We start from the raw sequence: 17,865 nt of genomic DNA, 5'->3' as shown, positions 1-17,865 counted from the left end.
CGCATCGGGATGCTGGCTTGAGCAGTTTTTTGCTGCACCGCAGCATCCATGACAAGACCTGCCATCAATATTTTTAGCCACGGCATCGGCCGATGTCAGATGTTACCTTCTGTAGCCGCGCCTCCCTCCGCCGCCAAGATGGCATTTAGTCCCTCCCTGAAAGACGGATAAAGCCAGTCGATGTCCAGTTCCGCCTTGGTCGCAACACAGGAGACACGCCGGTTATCGTCCCAGAAGCTGCGGGCCATAGGCGACATGGTGGCGACTGCCTCCTTAAACAGGACAGACGGCGGAAGGGGTGCATGCAGCAGCCGCGCTGCCTCCTCCACCACAGCGGCACTTTCAGCCGGGCAATCATCCACAAAATTCAATATCCTCACGCCAGCCCCTGCTCGGGAGGCTGCCACCAGCGTAGCCCGGGCAATATCGTCCCGATGGATGCGCCCGAAAGCATGGCCCGGTTTAATGACGCGCCGCGCCCGACCGGCGCGAACATCATCCAGTGCAGAACGGCCCGGCCCGTAAATGCCGGCCAGCCGGATGATATCAACGGCATGATGATCGGCCAGGGCCTCCCATGCCTGCTCCGCCTCCAGTCGCCGTTGGCTGCGGGCATGCGCCGGCCGAGGCGGGGTTGCTTCGTCCACCCATGCTCCGTCCCAGTCGCCATAGACGCCTGTGCTGGAATAATATCCAATCCATCGCAGTCGGGGAGCACCGCGAATAGCCTCCCCCCATCGAACCAGCACCGGATCCCCTGCTTCATCCGGTGCGGCCGTCACCAGCAGATGGGTCGCGGAAAACAGCCTCTCGGCGATGGCCGGATCATCAAAAGCCAGAACCTCTCCGCCTGGCAAAGCCGAGGAATCTGCCTGCCGTTTCGTCCCGCTCACGGACCAGCCATCGGAAAGCGCCAGACGCGCCGTTGCCGTTCCCGTGTAACCGAGGCCGAAAATCAGGAGTTTGCCTTGATCCATCGCGCACGCTCTTGTCAGGGTTTCAGACACGGGCCGCCATGCGAAACGCAAACGCGCCATTTCCGCAAGCCACATTAGCAGGCTAGACTGTTACCCGTCATGAAATCACCAGCGCCCCTGCATGTTCTGCTGATGATCCTGCTGCTTGCGGGCGCAGGCAGCGGTGTCTGGTGGCTTAGCCAGGATCAGTCGCCCTTTTCTGCGCCGATCAATGATGAAAACGCCACCGACTCAGCCGAGGATCTTCCCGTACCCCCAGTGCCTCCCCGGATTGCGCAGGGCGCGGATTACGACCGTTGCCTGTCCATGCTCACCACCGATCCCTCCGGCGCTTATCAGATGGCGGAAAACTGGAAAACAGGAGGAGATGGTGCGGCCCATTGTGCCGCGCTGGCGGAAATCGCATTGGGCAATGCTGAAACGGGCGCCCGCATGCTGGAAACGCTGGGCACCACCAGCAAGGCACCCGCCATTGCGCGGGCCAGTATTTTCGGTCAAGCCGATCAGGCGTGGATTATCGCGGGTAATACACAGAAAGCTCTGGAAGCCGCCAGCCATGCGTTGGCTCTGGCCCCCGATGATCCCGACCTGCTGATCGATCGGGCTGTTGCCTTCGCGACACTGGAGCACTTCAAGGAAGCCATCGCCGATCTTAATCACGCGCTGGACATCGATTCGCGCCGAACCGATGCACTGGTCTACCGCGCGGCTTGCCTCCGGCGACTGGATAAGCCGGATCAGGCAGCGGACGATATCGCCAGAGCACTGGATCAGGACCCTGATAATGTCGATGCCCTGCTGGAACGCGGTATTCTGCGGCAACGACAGGGCAATGAAGACGGCGCCAGGCAGGATTGGGAGCGGATCATCTCACTGGCCCCCGATTCCGCCACCGGCGATCTCGCAGCACAAAACCTCGCTTTGCAGGAAGCTGGGCCGGAGCGAAAATAACGCTCCCCCTTAAGCCAGCACTGAAAATTCTAAAAATCGAGATCGGCGTAATGCGCTGGCGGAATGATGCCAGGCACACGATCAGCGAGAATACCACGGAAGCTGGGGCGACTTTTGATCCTCGCATACCAGTCACGAGCGGCGGGAAATTTCTCCCAGTCGATATCGCCGCCGAAATCCAGACAGGATACATGCGCCGCCGCCGCGAAATCGGCCAGACCGATGGCCGCACCCGCCAGCCATTTCCGTGTATCTGCAAGGTAGCCGAGATATTCCATGTGATAGCGCAGGCTGGTGAACCCGGTCCTGATCGCCGTCGCATCGGGATTGCCACGCCCTAGCAGGCGTTTCAGATATTTTTCGCCCACCAGATTTTTCGTCACCTCCTGATAAAATCTGCCATCAAACCACGCTGCCAGACGGCGCGTCTCCACACGCTCGGCCAAACTGCGCCCGAGCAGGGAGATATCAGGATAGGCTTCCTCCAGATATTCACAGATGACCGATGAATCCGGAATGGGCAGACCATTCTGCTCCACCAGCACCGGCACCGTAGCCGCCGGATTCATCTCCAGATACTCCGGGCGGCGTTCCCAGACTTTTTCGACTTTCAGTTCGAAAGGAAGCTTTCTCTCCGCCAGAACGACGCGGACTTTTCTGGAAAACGGACAAAGAGGAAGATGATACAAAGTGCGCATGCGGAAACTTCTATCTCATCCTCCACCGGCTCGATAAGCCCCATGCGACGGACACGGGCATAAATTGCCATCAACGCCCGAAAAAAAGCAGGCGCTCCATTATGGAACGCCTGCTTTGATCGTCAGTCTTCAGCACAACCGTGATGAGCTTGATCAGGCCCTGATTGCATCTGCCCTCGCATCCTCCTTGATGGGCATAGGCAGATATTTCACGTAGTCCTTGGGCACAACCATCCAGAAATCACCGACATTCTCGTCCCAGTCATGCAGCAAGGTGGCGGCATAGCGGCTGCCGGTTTCCTCCACATGCTCACGCACCAGTTCCTTGAGAGCATTGGCCCAGTCAGGTGAGAAGTCACGATGCCAGGCGATGGTATCGGGATTGGCCCGCGCCGCGAAGCTTTCATGCGGATCATAGATGAAGGCCACACCACCGGTGAAACCGGCACCGAAATTATCCCCGACCGATCCCAGAATAACGACGGTTCCACCTGTCATATATTCACAGCCATTGGAGCCGCAGCCCTCGACGACGGTGCTGGCGCCGGAGTTACGCACCGCGAAGCGCTCCCCGGCCCGACCCGCCGCAAAAAGCCTGCCGCTGGTGGCACCATACAGACAGGTATTGCCGATAATGGTGTTTTCCTCGGTCCGCAACGGAGAAGACGGGGAGGTCCGGATCACGATGGTCGCGCCGGAGAGGCCCTTGCCGACATAGTCATTGGCATCGCCGAACACTTCCAGCTTCAGCCCCTGCACCGCAAAAGCCCCCAGTGACTGACCCGCATTGCCCCGCAGACGCACGGTGACATGGTTCGGCTGGAGGCCCGTCATACCGAATTTCCGCACGATCTTCGAAGACATCTTCGTGCCAACCGCACGATGCGTATTCCGCACCCCGTATTGCAGCTGCATTTTCTCGCCACGCTCAAACAGCGGGGCTGCGTCGGCAATCATGCGGGCATCAAGGGTTTCGGGGACCTCGTTCCTGCCCTCGATGGTGCAGTAACGGGCATGCGATCCCGGATCGGCCTGCACCAGCAAGGGATTGAGATCGAGGTCATCGAGGAATTCAGAGCCACGGCTGACCTGATGCAGCAGATCGGTCCGGCCCACCACCTCCGCCAGCGTCCGCACGCCCAGAGACGCAAGAATTTCCCGCACCTCCTCCGCGATGAAGGAGAACAGATTGATCACCTTCTCCGGCGAGCCATCATATTTCTCGCGCAGTGCCTCATCCTGTGTGCACACGCCCACCGGGCAGGTATTGGAATGGCACTGACGCACCATGATGCAGCCCATCGCCACCAGCGATGCGGTGCCGATGCCGAATTCCTCGGCACCCAGCATCGCGGCGATGACCACATCGCGACCGGTCTTGATGCCGCCATCGGTGCGCAGCTTCACGCGGTGACGCAGACGGTTGAGCATCAGCACCTGATGCGTCTCCGACAGCCCCATTTCCCACGGCAGGCCCGCATATTTCACCGAGGTCTGCGGGCTGGCGCCGGTGCCGCCGACATGGCCGCTGACCAGAATTGCATCCGCCTTGGCCTTGGCAACACCCGCGGCAATGGTGCCGATACCGGAGCGCGCCACCAGCTTCACGCAGACTGTCGCATCGGGATTGATCTGCTTCAGATCGTAGATCAGCTGCGCAAGATCCTCGATCGAGTAGATATCATGATGCGGCGGCGGGCTGATCAGCATCACACCGGGGGTGGAATGGCGCAGTTTGGCAATCAGGCCCGTGACCTTGAAGCCAGGCAGCTGACCGCCTTCGCCGGGCTTTGCCCCCTGCGCGACCTTGATCTCGATTTCACGGCAGTTGTTCAGATATTCCGCCGTCACACCGAAGCGACCGGAGGCAATCTGCTTGATGGCAGAGGACGCATTGTCGCCATTCGGACGCGGCTTTGCGCGGCCGGGGTCTTCACCGCCTTCCCCGCTATCGCTGCGCGCACCGATCCGGTTCATGGCGATGGACAGCGTCTCATGCGCTTCCGGGCTGAGTGCGCCGAGCGAAATGCCCGGTGCCACCAGACGCTTGCGGATCTCGGTAATGCTTTCGACATCATCGGTGGAGACAGGCGTGCGCCCTTCCATCCGGAAATCCAGCAGATCACGCAGCGCGACCGGCGGCAGGCGACGCACCATGTCGGTATAACGCCGATAGGTGGTGTAGCTGCCGGTTGCCACAGCTTCCTGCAGGGTATGGATCAGCGGTCCATCGAAAGCATGGACCTCGCCACGACGACGCAGCTTGTAAAAGCCGCCCACGGGCAGCGTCACCGCATCGCTGGACCATGCCATCCGGTGCAGTTCCAGCGCCTTGTGTGCGATACCGCCCAGACCGATGCCGGAAATGCGGGACTGCATGCCGGGGAAGAACTCACCCACCAGAGAACGGGAAAGCCCGATCGCCTCGAAATTATAGCCGCCACGATAGGAGCTGAGCACGGAGATACCCATCTTGGACATCACCTTCAGCAGGCCCTTGTCGATCGCCTTGCGATAGCGTGTCACGCAATCCTTCAGCGACAGATCACCGAACAGGCCACGACGATGCCGGTCGGCAATGCTTTCCTGCGCCAGATAGGCATTCACCGTGGTCGCGCCCACGCCGATCAGCACCGCGAAATAATGCACATCAAGGCATTCAGCGCTGCGCACGTTCAGGCTGGTGAAAGTGCGCAGAGACTGGCCTACCAGATGCGTATGCACCCCGCCCGTGGCCAGAATCATCGGGATCGGCACACGCGTGGCAGACGTATTCTCGTCGGTCAGGATGACATGCGTGCATCCGGCCCGCACACCTTCCTCGGCCTCCCGCTTCACCCGGGCAATGGCGGCGCGCAGACCGGCCTCGCCTTCCTCGACCGCGAAGGTGCAGTCCACCACACAGGCTGATGCGCCCATGTAATCGCGCATCGCGTTGTATTCAGCATTGGACAGGACCGGGCTGGCCAGTTGCAGCAAATCGCACTGGGACTGATCCTCATCGAGGATATTGCCCAGATTACCCAACCGCGTTTTCAGCGACATCACCTGCGTTTCACGCAGGCTGTCGATCGGCGGATTGGTCACCTGCGCGAAAGTCTGGCGGAAATAATGGTGCAGACCGCGATATTTCTCACTCAGCACAGCAATGGGTGTGTCATCGCCCATGCTGCCCGTCGCCTCAATCGCATCCTCCACCATCGGGTGCAGGATAACTTCCAGCTCTTCCATCGTCACACCGACGCCGAGCTGACGGCGGCGTAGTTCCTCGCCCTGGAACAGACTCGGCTCACCCGCATCGGCACGGACGATGTGATCGAGCTGGGTAATGCCCTTGATCCATTCGCCGAAAGGACGCCGCGCCGCCAGTGCATCGCGCAGACGGGTGGAGGAATAGAATTCCCCGTTATCCAGATCGACACCAATGGTCTCACCGGGACCGACATGGCCTTTTTCGAGGATCTGACTTTCGTCGAGCTTCACCATACCGGCTTCGCTACCGATGATCAGGCGCTGATCGGTGGTGATGGTGTAACGCAGCGGGCGCAGGCCGTTACGGTCCAGACCGGCGATCATCCAGCGCCCATCAGTGCCGCACACCGCGGCGGGGCCGTCCCACGGCTCCATAACGGCATTGGCATACTGATAAAGGTCGCGATGTTCCTTCGGCATGTTCTCGTTCTGAACAGCCGGGATCAGCAGCGCCTTCGTCATCGGGGCATCACGACCACCACGAACCAGCAGCTCGAACACCGCATCCAGCGAAGCGGTATCGGAGCCACCATGCTGCACGATCGGCTTCAGATCCTCGAAATATCCGTCCAGCGCCGGATGGGCGAGGCGCGTTTCATGGCTGCGCATCCAGTTGACGTTGCCGATCACCGTGTTGATCTCGCCATTATGCGCGATCATGCGGAAAGGCTGCGCCAGCTTCCATGTCGGGAAGGTATTGGTGCTGTAACGCTGATGATAGATCGCAAAGCGGCTGACGAAACGCGCATCCAGCAGATCGGGATAGAAATCCGTCAGGTTCTCCGCCAGGAACATGCCCTTGTAGATGATCGAGCGCGTGGAGAGCGAGCACAGATACAGCTCGGAAATGCCATCGGCAGCCGCCTGCTTTTCAATACGGCGACGGATTACGTACAGATCGCGCTCGAACTCCTGCTCCGACACGCCACGGGCGTTCCAGATCATGATCTGCTCGATTTCCGGCCGGGTCTGGTTGGCCTTTTCACCGATGCAGGCATAGTTGATCGGCACCTGACGCCAGCCATACAGGCCATAACCGAAAGCAAGAATTTCGGTCTCCACGATCTGACGGCAACGTTCCTGCGCATTCAGATCGGATTTCGGCAGGAACACCTGACCGACCGCAATCTTGCCCGGATGCGGATCATGCCCGCCGCGGCGCACCGCCTCGGCAAAGAAGTCCTGCGGAATTTCAATATGGATACCGGCACCGTCACCGGTCTTGCCATCGGCATCCACCGCGCCGCGATGCCACACGGCCCGCAACGCCTCGATCCCTGCTTCCACGACATCACGGCGGCGCTTGCCGTCCAGCGCGGCCACCATGCCGACGCCGCAGGCATCATGCTCCTGAGCGGAAGAATAAGTGTCGCGCAGAGCGGCGACATTCGCATCCCACTCTGCGACAAAATTCGTGGAAACGACGTTCATGGGCCGGGTTTCCTTTGCGTTCTCGCTGTTCATACGCCGCCTCATTCCGCCGCCGCCGGGACGCCCTGCGGCTCGCTCTCATGCTCTTTCAGGGTGGCGGGTGCCTTGCCCTGCAGGAAACGGTGCATCTCCGCCGCTGCATCACGGCCATCGCGCACCGCCCAGACGACAAGACTCGCACCACGCACAATATCACCGGCCGCAAAGACACCCGGCAAACTGGTCATGAAGGTTTTGGGATCCACCTTCAGCGTGCCCCAGCGGGTTACCCCCAGCTCCGGCGTGCCGAACATCACCGGCATATCTTCCGGATCGAAGCCGAGTGCCTTGATCACCAGATCGGCCGGGATGGTGTAATGACTGCCCTCCAACGGCTCCACCGACTGGCGGCCGGACGCATCCGGCAGACCGAGATGCATCCGCACGGCCCGGACACCATGGACCCGATCCTCACCGAGGAATGCTTCCGGTGCGGAGAGCCACACGAATTCGACGCCCTCCTCTTCCGCGTTTTTCACTTCCCGCATCGAACCCGGCATGTTGGCTTTATCGCGGCGGTACAGACATTTTACCGATTTCGCACCCTGCCGGATGGAGGTGCGGACGCAATCCATCGCCGTATCACCGCCGCCGATGACAACGACATCCTTGCCAGCCGCATTCAGAACACCGTTGTCGAAATCCTCCACCTTGTCCCCAAGGCCAACGCGGTTGGAAGCGGTAAGGAAAGTCAGAGCGGGCACGATCCCCGGCAGGCCGGAGCCGGGGCCACCCAGTTCGCGGGACTTATACACACCTGTCGCCACCAGAACCGCATCATGCTTTTCCTGCAACGAGGCCATGGAGACCGCACCGGCACCGTTGCCGATCTCCACGCCGCAATGGAACACGACACCAGCGTCTTCCAGCAGCTTCCAGCGACGCAGCACGATGTCCTTTTCCAGCTTGAAGCCGGGGATGCCGTAGATCAGCAGACCGCCAACACGGTCATAGCGATCATAGACATGCACCTGATAACCCAGCCGGCGCAGTTGCTCCGCCGCGGCCAGACCAGCCGGGCCGGCACCGATGATCGCCACTGACTGTTCAAGCTCATGAGACGGACGGGGCGGCTTCACCCACCCTTTTTCCCATGCCGTGTCCGTGATGTAGCGTTCAACCGAGCCGATAGTGACCGAGTTGAAATCCTTCTCAATCACGCAATTGCCTTCACACAGGCGATCCTGCGGGCAGATACGACCGCAAATCTCAGGGAAGTTGTTGGTGGCGCTGCTGACTTCGTAAGCTTCTTCCAGCCGGCCTTCAGCGGTGAGTTTCAGCCAGTCGGGAATGTTGTTGGAAAGCGGGCAATGGATTGAGCAGAACGGAACCCCGCACTGGCTGCACCGCGATGCCTGCGCCGCCGCCTGTTCAGGCTGGAAATCGGCATAGATCTCGTCGAAATCCTCCACACGCTGCTCTGCCGCGCGTTTGTCGGGATAGGCCTGCGCACGACGGACGAACTGGAGCATGCGTTCAGCCATAAGCAATCTCCTCAAGGGGCGGCAGGCCGACCATGGGGATGGAAACGGCACAGCCTTTGCATGGGCGGTGTGGAGCCGGACGCGCAAGCGCGACTATCCCGGCCGAAAGGGGTATTCGACCCGGGAAAGCTGCTTATAAACAAGGCTGCATCATTTGACGAGCCTATTTTTCAGTCATAGGTCAATAGATATGACCAAATAATTTGGATATTTGATTTTAATCAAAAAAAATTCCAGGGCCTATCCTATAAAAGGGCCATTTCGGGCCTATTCAGGGTGTGGTCGTTTTTCTCACCCGCGGCGCTACCAGCCCGCCTGCCCGAAAGCGGGAGAGATAGTGGGGCACCACAAGATCAATCGGGGTCGGCACAATCCCCAACGTCTCCAGCGTCAAGGCCTGCGGCGATACGACACTGCCGGACCCGAGCATGGCAAGTTGATCGGTGGTCAGCGGACGGCCCGGCATTTTCTCCGCGATCATCGCCAATGCCATCGCTACCTTGTCGGGAATATCGATCAACGGCTTTTTCCGACCAATCATGGTCAGGATACGGTGCTGAATATCACGCATCGTCAGGACCTCTGGCCCGCCCAGTTCGATGACATTTCCAGCCGCCTGCGTGGCAGCCGCCAGAATCGCCCGGGCTACATCTTCTACATAGACGGGCTGCATCCGACTGTTGCCATAGATCACCGGCACAACCGGCAAGCTCACCGCCATAGCGGCAAAGCGGTTGAAAAAATGATCCTCGGCCCCGAAAACAACGGACGGGCGCAGAATGGCGGCCTGTGGCACAGCAGAGCGCACAGCCTCTTCACCCTCTGCCTTGCTGCGTCCATAGGCGGAGGGGCTGGCGGGATCAGCCCCCAGAGCCGATATATGCATAAAGGACAAAACGCCTGCCTGGGCAGACAGGGATGCAATCAACCCGGCCGCCTGTACATGGACGCGCTGAAAATCTCCTTTCCGCGCTTCCGCCAGCAGCCCCACCAGGTTGACGACCAGTGATGCCCCCTGCACTGCCCGGGCAATGCCCGCCTCTGCATCCCGGCTTCCCAGCGACACACCCAACGGCACGATCTGCCCGACACTCCCTGCGCTCTTCAGCTTCAGAACCTGCTCAGGATCACGCACCGGAACCCTTACCTGATACCCCTCCCGCGCCAGCAGCCGGATCAGCGACTGCCCCAGAAATCCGGAACCTCCGAAAACCGTGGCGATCCGGCCCGCCATAGTGGATTGCGTGACCGGCACCGATTCCGTGGTGGTCATGACTGAATTCTCCCTGATGAGCGTGCGCCTCCCATCCCGTAACACGCACCGGAACCACGACAGGGGCGACCTGTGGCTGTCTGGCGGAGCAGGGTTCGTGATTTTTCAGCGTTTCGCAACGCGCCTAACGCTTCAGGACGAGGGTTTTTCCATGACTGACAGATATCACGAGATGAGGTCTGTCACGTTTTTTTAAAAAACCTGTCCGGCGGTCATTGACGCCCCATGCTGCGAACGCTAAATGCCGCTCCACACAACGCCCCGATGCCCAGGTGGCGGAATTGGTAGACGCGCAGGTTTCAGGTACCTGTGGCCGCAAGGTCGTGGAAGTTCGAGTCTTCTCCTGGGCACCATCTTCCCTCGGTTATGAGGGAGGCAGTCGTGATTAAATCACCGGCGTTGTCTCCATACACTGACATGACAGTTTGCCCGATGCAACGTTTTCCGTTGCCGTCTTTTCAGTTCGCTTATTCTTATCTGTCTGGCAGGATAACCCCAATGCAGCATGCTTGGATTTTATCCCCCATCTTTCATCTTTCGTAAGTCTCAGCCCGGTGATCACACAGTTCATGGCCGATAAAACCATTCATCTCCATCGGCACGACCTTCCCCCTTCATTGGATATCGGCCCCATTATCGCCATTGATACTGAAACGATGGGGCTGAATCATCACCGGGACCGGCTGTGCCTGATCCAGATTTCCGCCGGAGATGGTCATGCACACCTTGTGCAGATTGTGCCGGAGCGATTGGGCGGCAAAGGCGCCGATTGCCCCAATCTCAAACGGTTGCTCAGCAATCCTGGCTGCGTAAAGCTGATGCATTACGCACGGTTCGATGTCGGCATTTTGCAGAACGCACTGGGCATCGCGATGTCCAACGTCAAATGTACCAAGATCGCCGCCAAGCTGGTCCGTACCTTTACAGATCGCCATGGCCTGAAAGATCTGTGCCGCGATCTTCTGGGGGTAGAGATCAGCAAGCAGCAGCAGAGCTCCGATTGGGGCGCACCTGAACTGACGCCAGAGCAGATGGCCTATGCCGCCTCCGATGTTCTGTATCTGCATGCACTATGGAACCGGCTGGAAGGATTACTGATCCGGGAGGACAGGCTTGCTCTGGCTGAAGCATGTTTTGCCTTTCTGCCTGCCAGAGCACGGCTGGACTATCTGGGTTATGATGAGCCGGATATTTTTTCACACTGAATGAAACAGGGATAGATAACAGGATCATAGCAGAGGCAAGGCCGCCGTATTTCTGACAAACTATGATCCGATTTTCATGAAATGTCTGAATGGCCTATTGTGGATTGTAGCCCGACGCCCCCTGGATCAAAGCAACTGCGGTATGGCTGTTGGTCAGTCTCTGTGAATCCCCGGTCTCGTGACGATATGTCACATAATCTGTTTCGCCAATCTCTGGACTTTTACTTATGTTTGCCACCATTCGGGTTTCCGAGCATAAGATGACCGATCGGTCATTCCACTGCTGCCGTGCTGGTGCCATGCCACCGTGGCATGAACATGATTCTGATATGAGGATCGCCTTGTCATGACTGCGCAAACGGTCACCATGACCGTCGAGTCTGCTTCAAAACCTGCTTTTTCCGACACAGATAAAGCCAGGCTTGCCGTGGCACGCGAAGTGCTGCTGACAGAGGCAGACGCGCTGAAGGTTCTGGCAGACGCGCTGGACGAGCAGTTTTTGCACGCAGTGGAGATGATCGCTGCCAGCACAGGACGGGTCGTGGTCAGCGGAATCGGCAAGTCCGGGCATGTGGGGCGAAAAATGGCCGCCACCCTGTCCTCCACCGGCACCCCTGCCCTGTTCGTGCATCCGGCCGAGGCCTCTCATGGGGATCTCGGCATGATTGTGAATGGTGATATCGTACTGGCCCTGTCCAATTCCGGCGAGACATCGGAACTGGCTGATCTGGTGGCCCATACACGCCGTTTCGGCCTTCCCCTGATCGGCGTGACCGGTCGCTCCGGCAGTGCCCTGGCGCGAGCCGCCGATATTGTGTTGCTGCTTCCCCCGGTGGCAGAGGCATGCCCGATGGGCCTTGCTCCCACGACTTCCACCACCTTGCAAATGGCGCTCGGGGATGCGCTGGCCGTGGCGCTGCTCAAGCGGCGTGGCTTCACCGCCCGGGATTTCGGCGCCTTTCATCCCGGTGGCCGTCTGGGGGCGCAATTACGAACCGTAGGCGATATCATGCGCAGCGGGGATGACATGCCACTCGTCCTTCCCGACATGCGGATGGATGAAGCGGTTCTGCTGATCAGCAGTAAAAGTCTGGGGTGCGTTGGGGTGGTAGATAAGGAAGGCAGGCTGATCGGCATCGTCACCGACGGCGATCTGCGCCGGCATATGGCCCCCGATCTTTGGCAACGACCGGTGGCAGACATCATGACCCGCGATCCGCGCACCATTGCCCCCTCCGTTCTGGCCGCCGAGGCCCTGCACACCATGACCGGCCCGGCCGGAAAAGGCCTCCAAAACAGCGGCCAGACGGCACGGCCAATCAATACTTTATTCGTCGTCGACGAAACACATACCCCGATCGGGGTCGTTCATATTCATGACCTGTTACGCGCAGGAGTGGCTTAATGAATACCAGCCAACCCCTTACTATGCAGGACAAACCTCGCCTCACCCAGACCGCTCCGCTCAAAAGGGCCAAGGTGCCTTCCCCCCGAAGGATTGCGCAACGCCACCGCATGGTCATGGCTGTCAAATATCTTCTCCCAGCAACGGCCGCCCTGCTGTTGACGATGCTGGCAATCTGGCCGGAAATAGACCGGGAAGTTGATGCCGCCCGCGTCACCTATCGACGCCTTACGGCCACCGCTTCCAGCGGAACGCGGCTCACCGGCGCCACCTATCGCGGCGTGGATGAGCAGAACCGCCCCTATACCGTGACCGCTCATGCAGCCGAACAGGTTGATCAGGAGCGGATCAATCTGGCCCAGCCAAAGGCAGACGCCACATTGCAGAACGGCAACTGGCTGATGGTGCAGTCGAAAAAAGGCGTTTATCTGCAACATCTGGGTATGCTGGACATGACCGGTGACGTCACGTTGTACCGGGATGACGGGACAGTCATGACATCCCAGACTGCCTCCCTCAACATGCATCATGGCGCCGTTTCCTCCAGCGACAAGGTCAGCGTCGAAGGGCCGTTCGGCACACTTGATGCCAGCCATGGCTTCACCTTACTGGATCGGGGCAATATCATGCAGTTTCATGGCCCTTCCCGCATGGTACTGAATGCGGCCAGATCATCCGGCACAACGCAGGCGAAAACAGCCCCATGACCATTCGTGCGGCTCTTCTGACCACCGCGCTGGCAATCGGCCTGCCCTGCATTGCCTTGGCCCCCGTCATCGCCTTGGCCCAGAGTCTTGACCTGTCTCATGGCGGGCCGGTGCAGGTCACGGCGCAGGACGGAATCGACTGGAGGCAACAGGAAAAGGAAGTGGTAGCCCGCGGCAATGCCGTGGCAATCCGTGACAATGTGACGGTCCGCGCCGACACGCTGATCGCCCATTACAGAAAAAAAGAAACTCCCGATCAGAAGCCTGCGACCCCTACGCCCGCCAAAGCCTCTGCCAATGCGGCTGATGAGAGCGGTGCCAACGAGATCTATCGGCTTGAAGCGGTTGGCAATGTTCACATCTACACCGACACTGATCAGGCATGGGGCGATCGTGCGATCTACGACATGGACCAGGCCATTCTGCTGTTGACCGGGAAGAAGCTGAAACTCACGACGCCGCAGGATGTGCTGACTGCCCGCGATAGTCTGGAATATTGGGCGCAAAAGCGCATGTCCGTTGCGCGCGGCGACGCCGTGCTGACAACCAACGATGGTAAACGCATCAAGGCTGATACCCTGGTAGGCTACAGCACAGAGCAATCCCCGGATGCGAAAACGGCCTCACAGCCAAAACCGGCAGCCCCGGATGCGCAAAAAAGCACCGATCCCGCTTCCGCAGCCGGCAAGCTCCAGCGCGCCGAGGCCTACGGCAATGTCGAGATCCGCACCCCTACGGAGACAGCTTATGGCGATCGCGGTGTCTATGTGCCAGATACCGGCATTGCCCGTCTGATCGGCCATGTGCGCATTACCCGCGGCCAGAATCAGGTCAATGGAGCTGCTGCGGATGTGAATTTGAAGACGGGCATTTCAACCCTGCTCTCCGCCCGGGACAGCCGCGTGCAAGGCATGATCGTCCCCAGCGAAACGGGCAGTGAAAAGCCCGCATCCTCAGCAGCGCCAAAAAAAGACAAGACGCGATGAGTATGAACGAGCAACCTTCCGCCTCCAGCCTTGCCGCAGAACCTACTTCCGCCTCCGGACATGATCACGGGGCGCAGGGGAGCGGATACAAACCCCGGATCGATCCAGCTAAAATCACGCATGGCCTTGCAGCCATCGGCGTTGGCAAGACCTATAAGAAACGCCCTGTCGTGCGGAACGTCTCGGTCTTCGTCCAGCGCGGCGAGGCTGTGGGGCTGCTGGGACCGAATGGGGCCGGCAAAACGACCACCTTTTATATGATTGTCGGCCTGGTGCGACCTGATACCGGCTCAATCCAGCTTGACGGCAGTGATATTACCGGCCTGCCCATGTATCGCCGTGCCCGTCTGGGTATCGGCTATCTTCCGCAGGAAGCCAGTATCTTTCGTGGGCTGAATGTTGAGCAGAATATCATGGCCGCTCTGGAGGTCGTCGAAAGCAACCGCACGACACGGGAGCACATGCTCGCGGAGTTGCTGTCCGAGTTCGGCATCGGCCATCTGCGCCGTACCCCCGCCCTCGCCCTGTCGGGCGGAGAACGACGCCGACTGGAAATTGCCCGTGCCCTGGCGACCCAGCCCGGCTATATCCTGCTGGATGAGCCGCTTGCAGGCATTGATCCCATCGCAGTGGGTGAAATCCGTGACCTGGTCGGTCATCTGAAGCAACGCGGCATTGGCGTGTTGATCACGGACCACAATGTGCGTGAAACTTTGGAAGTCATTGATCGCGCCTATATCCTGCATGGGGGACAGTTGCTGATGGAAGGCGCCCCCCATGAGGTGGTGCAGCATGAAGGCGTCCGCCGCGTCTATCTGGGTGAAAGTTTCTCTCTCTGATCTGATCACGCCTTCACCCCGGAACAGATCCTTTTTGGCACGGTGACATTTTCGCCGCCTCCAATGCAAATCTCAGGCCATCTCCTTGGCAACCCGGACAATCTTGCGATATTTTGATATCGTTCTGTTCGGGAAAAGGCATTCGCCGCATGGCGCTTGGCTCAGCTTACGGTACGGGCATCGGCCCTCGGCTTGACCTTCGCCAGTCCCAATCGCTGGTGATGACGCCCCAGCTGCGTCAAGCCATCAAGCTGCTCCAGTTCAACAATATGGAAGTAGCCGCTTTTATCGAGGAGGAGCTGGAGCGCAATCCCTTGCTGGAGCGCGATGAAAGCACGGAACTGATACAGGAACGACCAGCCCCTGATCAGACCGGACCGGAACCGGATTTTCTCGATAGTGCCGACGCCGCCAGTTCAGACCACATGATATCAGAGGCCGGCCCCTTGGATGTCGATCCCGGCTCCCTCTACGATGAACCGGGAGAAACCGCGTCTTTTCTTTCCAGCCAGCCAACCGGCAACCACGCGAATTCTTTCGATAATAGCCCGTTCGACGTCATCAGCCAGCGGCTTGAATACCGGCCAAGCCTGAGGGAGCAACTGGCCGAACAACTACGCCTGTGTTTTGCAAGCCCACAGGACCGTCTGATCGGTGCCCATCTGATAGCCCAGCTTGATGCGGCGGGCCGACTGACCATGCCCCCTGCCGCGATTGCCAAGGCCCTGAACTGCCCACTGCCTCATCTGGAAAACATTCGCACGGCGATGCGCTATTTCGATCCGCCGGGACTGTTCTGTCTGGATCTGAAAGAATGTCTGACAACACAATTGCAGGCCTTCAACCGCTATGACCCTGCCATGGCCATTCTGCTGGAGCATCTCGATCTGCTGGCCCAGCGGAATCACAGGCGATTGATGAGCCTGTGCGGGGTAGATGCGGAAGATCTGGCAGGCATGATCGACGATATCAAGCGTTGTAACCCCAAACCGGGTGCTGGTTTCGACTCCGATCTGCCACAGACCATCATCCCGGACGTGCTAATGTCCCGCCGCCCTGCCACTGCCCACAACGAAGATGACGATCCGCTCTCCTCCCCGCTGCTGCTTGATGTGGCGATTGCCGGCGAATGGCTGATTGAGCTGAATCCGGAAACCATGCCCCGCGTGCTGGTGAATATGGGCGGCCTTACCAGATTCGCACGCCGGTCGATGAGCCGGGATGATCGCTCCTTTATCAAGGAAAAATTAAATACGGCTCACTGGCTGGTGAAATCTCTGCAACAAAGGTCGCAGACCATTCTGCGCGTATCGGCGGAGATCGTCCGACAGCAGCAAGCTTTTTTCCGCCATGGCGTCAGTCATCTCAAGCCCCTGATCCTGCGCGATATTGCAGAGGCGGTGGACATGCATGAAAGCACCATCAGCCGTGTCACCGCGAATAAATACATCGCCACCCCTCGTGGAACACTGGAATTGAAATATTTCTTTACCACCGCCATCAGCGGCGCAGACGGGGAGAATTTCAGTGCGGAAGCCATTCGCCACCGGATCAGAACGCTGATCGATCAGGAGCCGGCCAGCGATGTTCTCTCCGATGACGCCCTGGTCACACATTTGAAACAGGAGGGTATAGACATCGCCCGCAGAACAGTGGCCAAATACCGGGAAGCGCTGCGCATCCCCAGTTCGGTGCAGCGCAAAAGGGAGAAAGCGATACTGGCCTGATTGGGTTGATTGCTATTTCTTGAGGCGGAACACAACCGACCACGGTTTCGCCAGCCCATTGGCCAGAGCTCGCCAATTCCGGAGACGGAACTGGAGACACTGGCTGATCGAGGTTAGAAACATGCATATTACGGTTTCCGGCAAGCAGATCGATCTATCCGACGCCCTGCAGGAGCGCGTTGCCAGTCAGCTCGATACCATCAGCCGAAAATACTTCGATCAGGCACTGGAGGCTCAGGTCACCTTCAGTCGCCTGCGCAGTTTTTTCATCTGTGATATCAATCTGCATGCAGGACGAGGCTTGATCCTGCGTGGCGAAGGCGAAGCCGCTGACGCAAATGGTGCTTTCGATGATGCCGCCGAACATATTGCCAAACGCCTGCGCCGTTATCGCCGCCGTATGAACGCACATGCGCGGGATATGACTCATCGCAAAAAACCCGAGCTGGCGCGTGAATATATTCTGCGCGAGGAAGACGAGAGCACTGTTCCAGAAGCTCTGGCCAAGCATGATGACGCTCTTTCAGAAACCTACGCCACAGTGGTGGCTGAGGCCCCCACCGACATCAATATCCTTTCGGTACGGGATGCCGTAATGCATATGGACCTTGCGGATCAGCCGGTTATGATGTTCCGTAACAGCGCCACTGGTACTCTCAACGTTGTCTACCGACGTACGGATGGGCATGTCGGCTGGATTGATACGCAGTCGGGCAGCAGCCTGGGCTGAAGATATTATTTCCTACACTCATGAAGATGCCCCGCGTCTGGCGCGGGGCTTTTTTCATCAACGCACCAGATCAAATCCACAGCACCATGTGCATGCGTGAAAAAGGGCGCCCTTGCAGGAGCGCCCTTTTTTTTGAAATCGGATTGCAAATCAATCCGATG

The 17,865-nt window shown here is 59.0% G+C and carries 13 protein-coding genes and 1 tRNA gene; 9 read left to right on the top strand and 5 right to left on the bottom strand.

All coding sequences use genetic code 11. The features are described from left to right. Positions 1-95: 95 nt before the first annotated feature. Entirely contained in the window at positions 96-977 is an 882-nt protein-coding gene (locus GBCGDNIH1_RS15975) for an SDR family oxidoreductase (protein ID WP_043453660.1), read from the bottom strand. Positions 978-1,076: 99 nt separating this feature from the next. Between GBCGDNIH1_RS15975 and GBCGDNIH1_RS15970 the strand changes: the two genes are divergently transcribed. After that, entirely contained in the window at positions 1,077-1,928 is an 852-nt protein-coding gene (locus GBCGDNIH1_RS15970) for a tetratricopeptide repeat protein (protein ID WP_011631413.1), read from the top strand. Positions 1,929-1,957: 29 nt separating this feature from the next. On the opposite strand, the gene GBCGDNIH1_RS15965 is transcribed toward GBCGDNIH1_RS15970, so the two are convergent. From GBCGDNIH1_RS15965 to GBCGDNIH1_RS15950, 4 genes are all read right to left on the bottom strand, one after another. After that, on the bottom strand, positions 1,958-2,626 hold the full coding sequence (locus GBCGDNIH1_RS15965) for a glutathione S-transferase family protein (protein WP_011631412.1): 669 nt from the start codon (positions 2,624-2,626) through the stop codon (positions 1,958-1,960). A gap of 153 nt (positions 2,627-2,779) precedes the next feature. Next, positions 2,780-7,309 carry a glutamate synthase large subunit gene (gene gltB / locus GBCGDNIH1_RS15960; protein ID WP_025318330.1) on the bottom strand — a complete coding sequence of 1,510 codons (4,530 nt, stop codon included), beginning with the start codon at positions 7,307-7,309 and terminating at the stop codon, positions 2,780-2,782. 41 nt (positions 7,310-7,350) lie between these two features. After that, on the bottom strand, positions 7,351-8,832 hold the full coding sequence (locus tag GBCGDNIH1_RS15955; protein WP_050748401.1) for an NAD(P)-dependent oxidoreductase: 1,482 nt from the start codon (positions 8,830-8,832) through the stop codon (positions 7,351-7,353). Positions 8,833-9,103: 271 nt separating this feature from the next. Next, positions 9,104-10,105 (bottom strand): complex I NDUFA9 subunit family protein, encoded by a 1,002-nt coding sequence (locus GBCGDNIH1_RS15950; protein ID WP_011631409.1) that lies wholly within the window; start codon positions 10,103-10,105, stop codon positions 9,104-9,106. Between the two features lie 266 nt (positions 10,106-10,371). Between GBCGDNIH1_RS15950 and GBCGDNIH1_RS15940 the strand changes: the two genes are divergently transcribed. From GBCGDNIH1_RS15940 to hpf, 8 genes are all read left to right on the top strand, one after another. Next, positions 10,372-10,458 (top strand) — tRNA-Leu (locus GBCGDNIH1_RS15940). 216 nt (positions 10,459-10,674) lie between these two features. Further along, on the top strand, positions 10,675-11,310 hold the full coding sequence (locus GBCGDNIH1_RS15935) for a ribonuclease D (protein WP_038512120.1): 636 nt from the start codon (positions 10,675-10,677) through the stop codon (positions 11,308-11,310). Between the two features lie 346 nt (positions 11,311-11,656). After that, positions 11,657-12,715, top strand: coding sequence for a KpsF/GutQ family sugar-phosphate isomerase (locus GBCGDNIH1_RS15930; RefSeq protein ID WP_011631407.1), 1,059 nt, complete (start codon positions 11,657-11,659; stop codon positions 12,713-12,715). After that, on the top strand, positions 12,715-13,422 hold the full coding sequence (gene lptC, locus GBCGDNIH1_RS15925; RefSeq protein ID WP_011631406.1) for an LPS export ABC transporter periplasmic protein LptC: 708 nt from the start codon (positions 12,715-12,717) through the stop codon (positions 13,420-13,422). Before GBCGDNIH1_RS15930 ends, lptC begins: the two co-directional genes overlap by 1 nt. Next, positions 13,419-14,408 carry an LptA/OstA family protein gene (locus GBCGDNIH1_RS15920; RefSeq protein ID WP_011631405.1) on the top strand — a complete coding sequence of 330 codons (990 nt, stop codon included), beginning with the start codon at positions 13,419-13,421 and terminating at the stop codon, positions 14,406-14,408. The genes lptC and GBCGDNIH1_RS15920 overlap by 4 nt, the downstream gene beginning before the upstream one ends. Then, on the top strand, positions 14,405-15,247 hold the full coding sequence (gene lptB, locus GBCGDNIH1_RS15915) for an LPS export ABC transporter ATP-binding protein (RefSeq protein ID WP_011631404.1): 843 nt from the start codon (positions 14,405-14,407) through the stop codon (positions 15,245-15,247). Before GBCGDNIH1_RS15920 ends, lptB begins: the two co-directional genes overlap by 4 nt. A gap of 149 nt (positions 15,248-15,396) precedes the next feature. Continuing rightward, positions 15,397-16,974 carry an RNA polymerase factor sigma-54 gene (locus tag GBCGDNIH1_RS15910; RefSeq protein WP_043452723.1) on the top strand — a complete coding sequence of 526 codons (1,578 nt, stop codon included), beginning with the start codon at positions 15,397-15,399 and terminating at the stop codon, positions 16,972-16,974. 121 nt (positions 16,975-17,095) lie between these two features. Further along, the gene (gene hpf / locus GBCGDNIH1_RS15905; protein WP_025318326.1) at positions 17,096-17,704 is read left to right on the top strand and encodes a ribosome hibernation-promoting factor, HPF/YfiA family; all 609 of its coding nucleotides are present in this window, start codon (positions 17,096-17,098) and stop codon (positions 17,702-17,704) included. Positions 17,705-17,865 lie beyond the last annotated feature (161 nt).

The sequence above is a fragment of the Granulibacter bethesdensis CGDNIH1 genome, assembly GCF_000014285.2.
Taxonomy (GTDB): domain Bacteria; phylum Pseudomonadota; class Alphaproteobacteria; order Acetobacterales; family Acetobacteraceae; genus Granulibacter; species Granulibacter bethesdensis.
The sequence above is the reverse complement of the archived record's forward strand: the minus strand, read 5'-3'. Positions and strand labels throughout refer to the sequence as shown.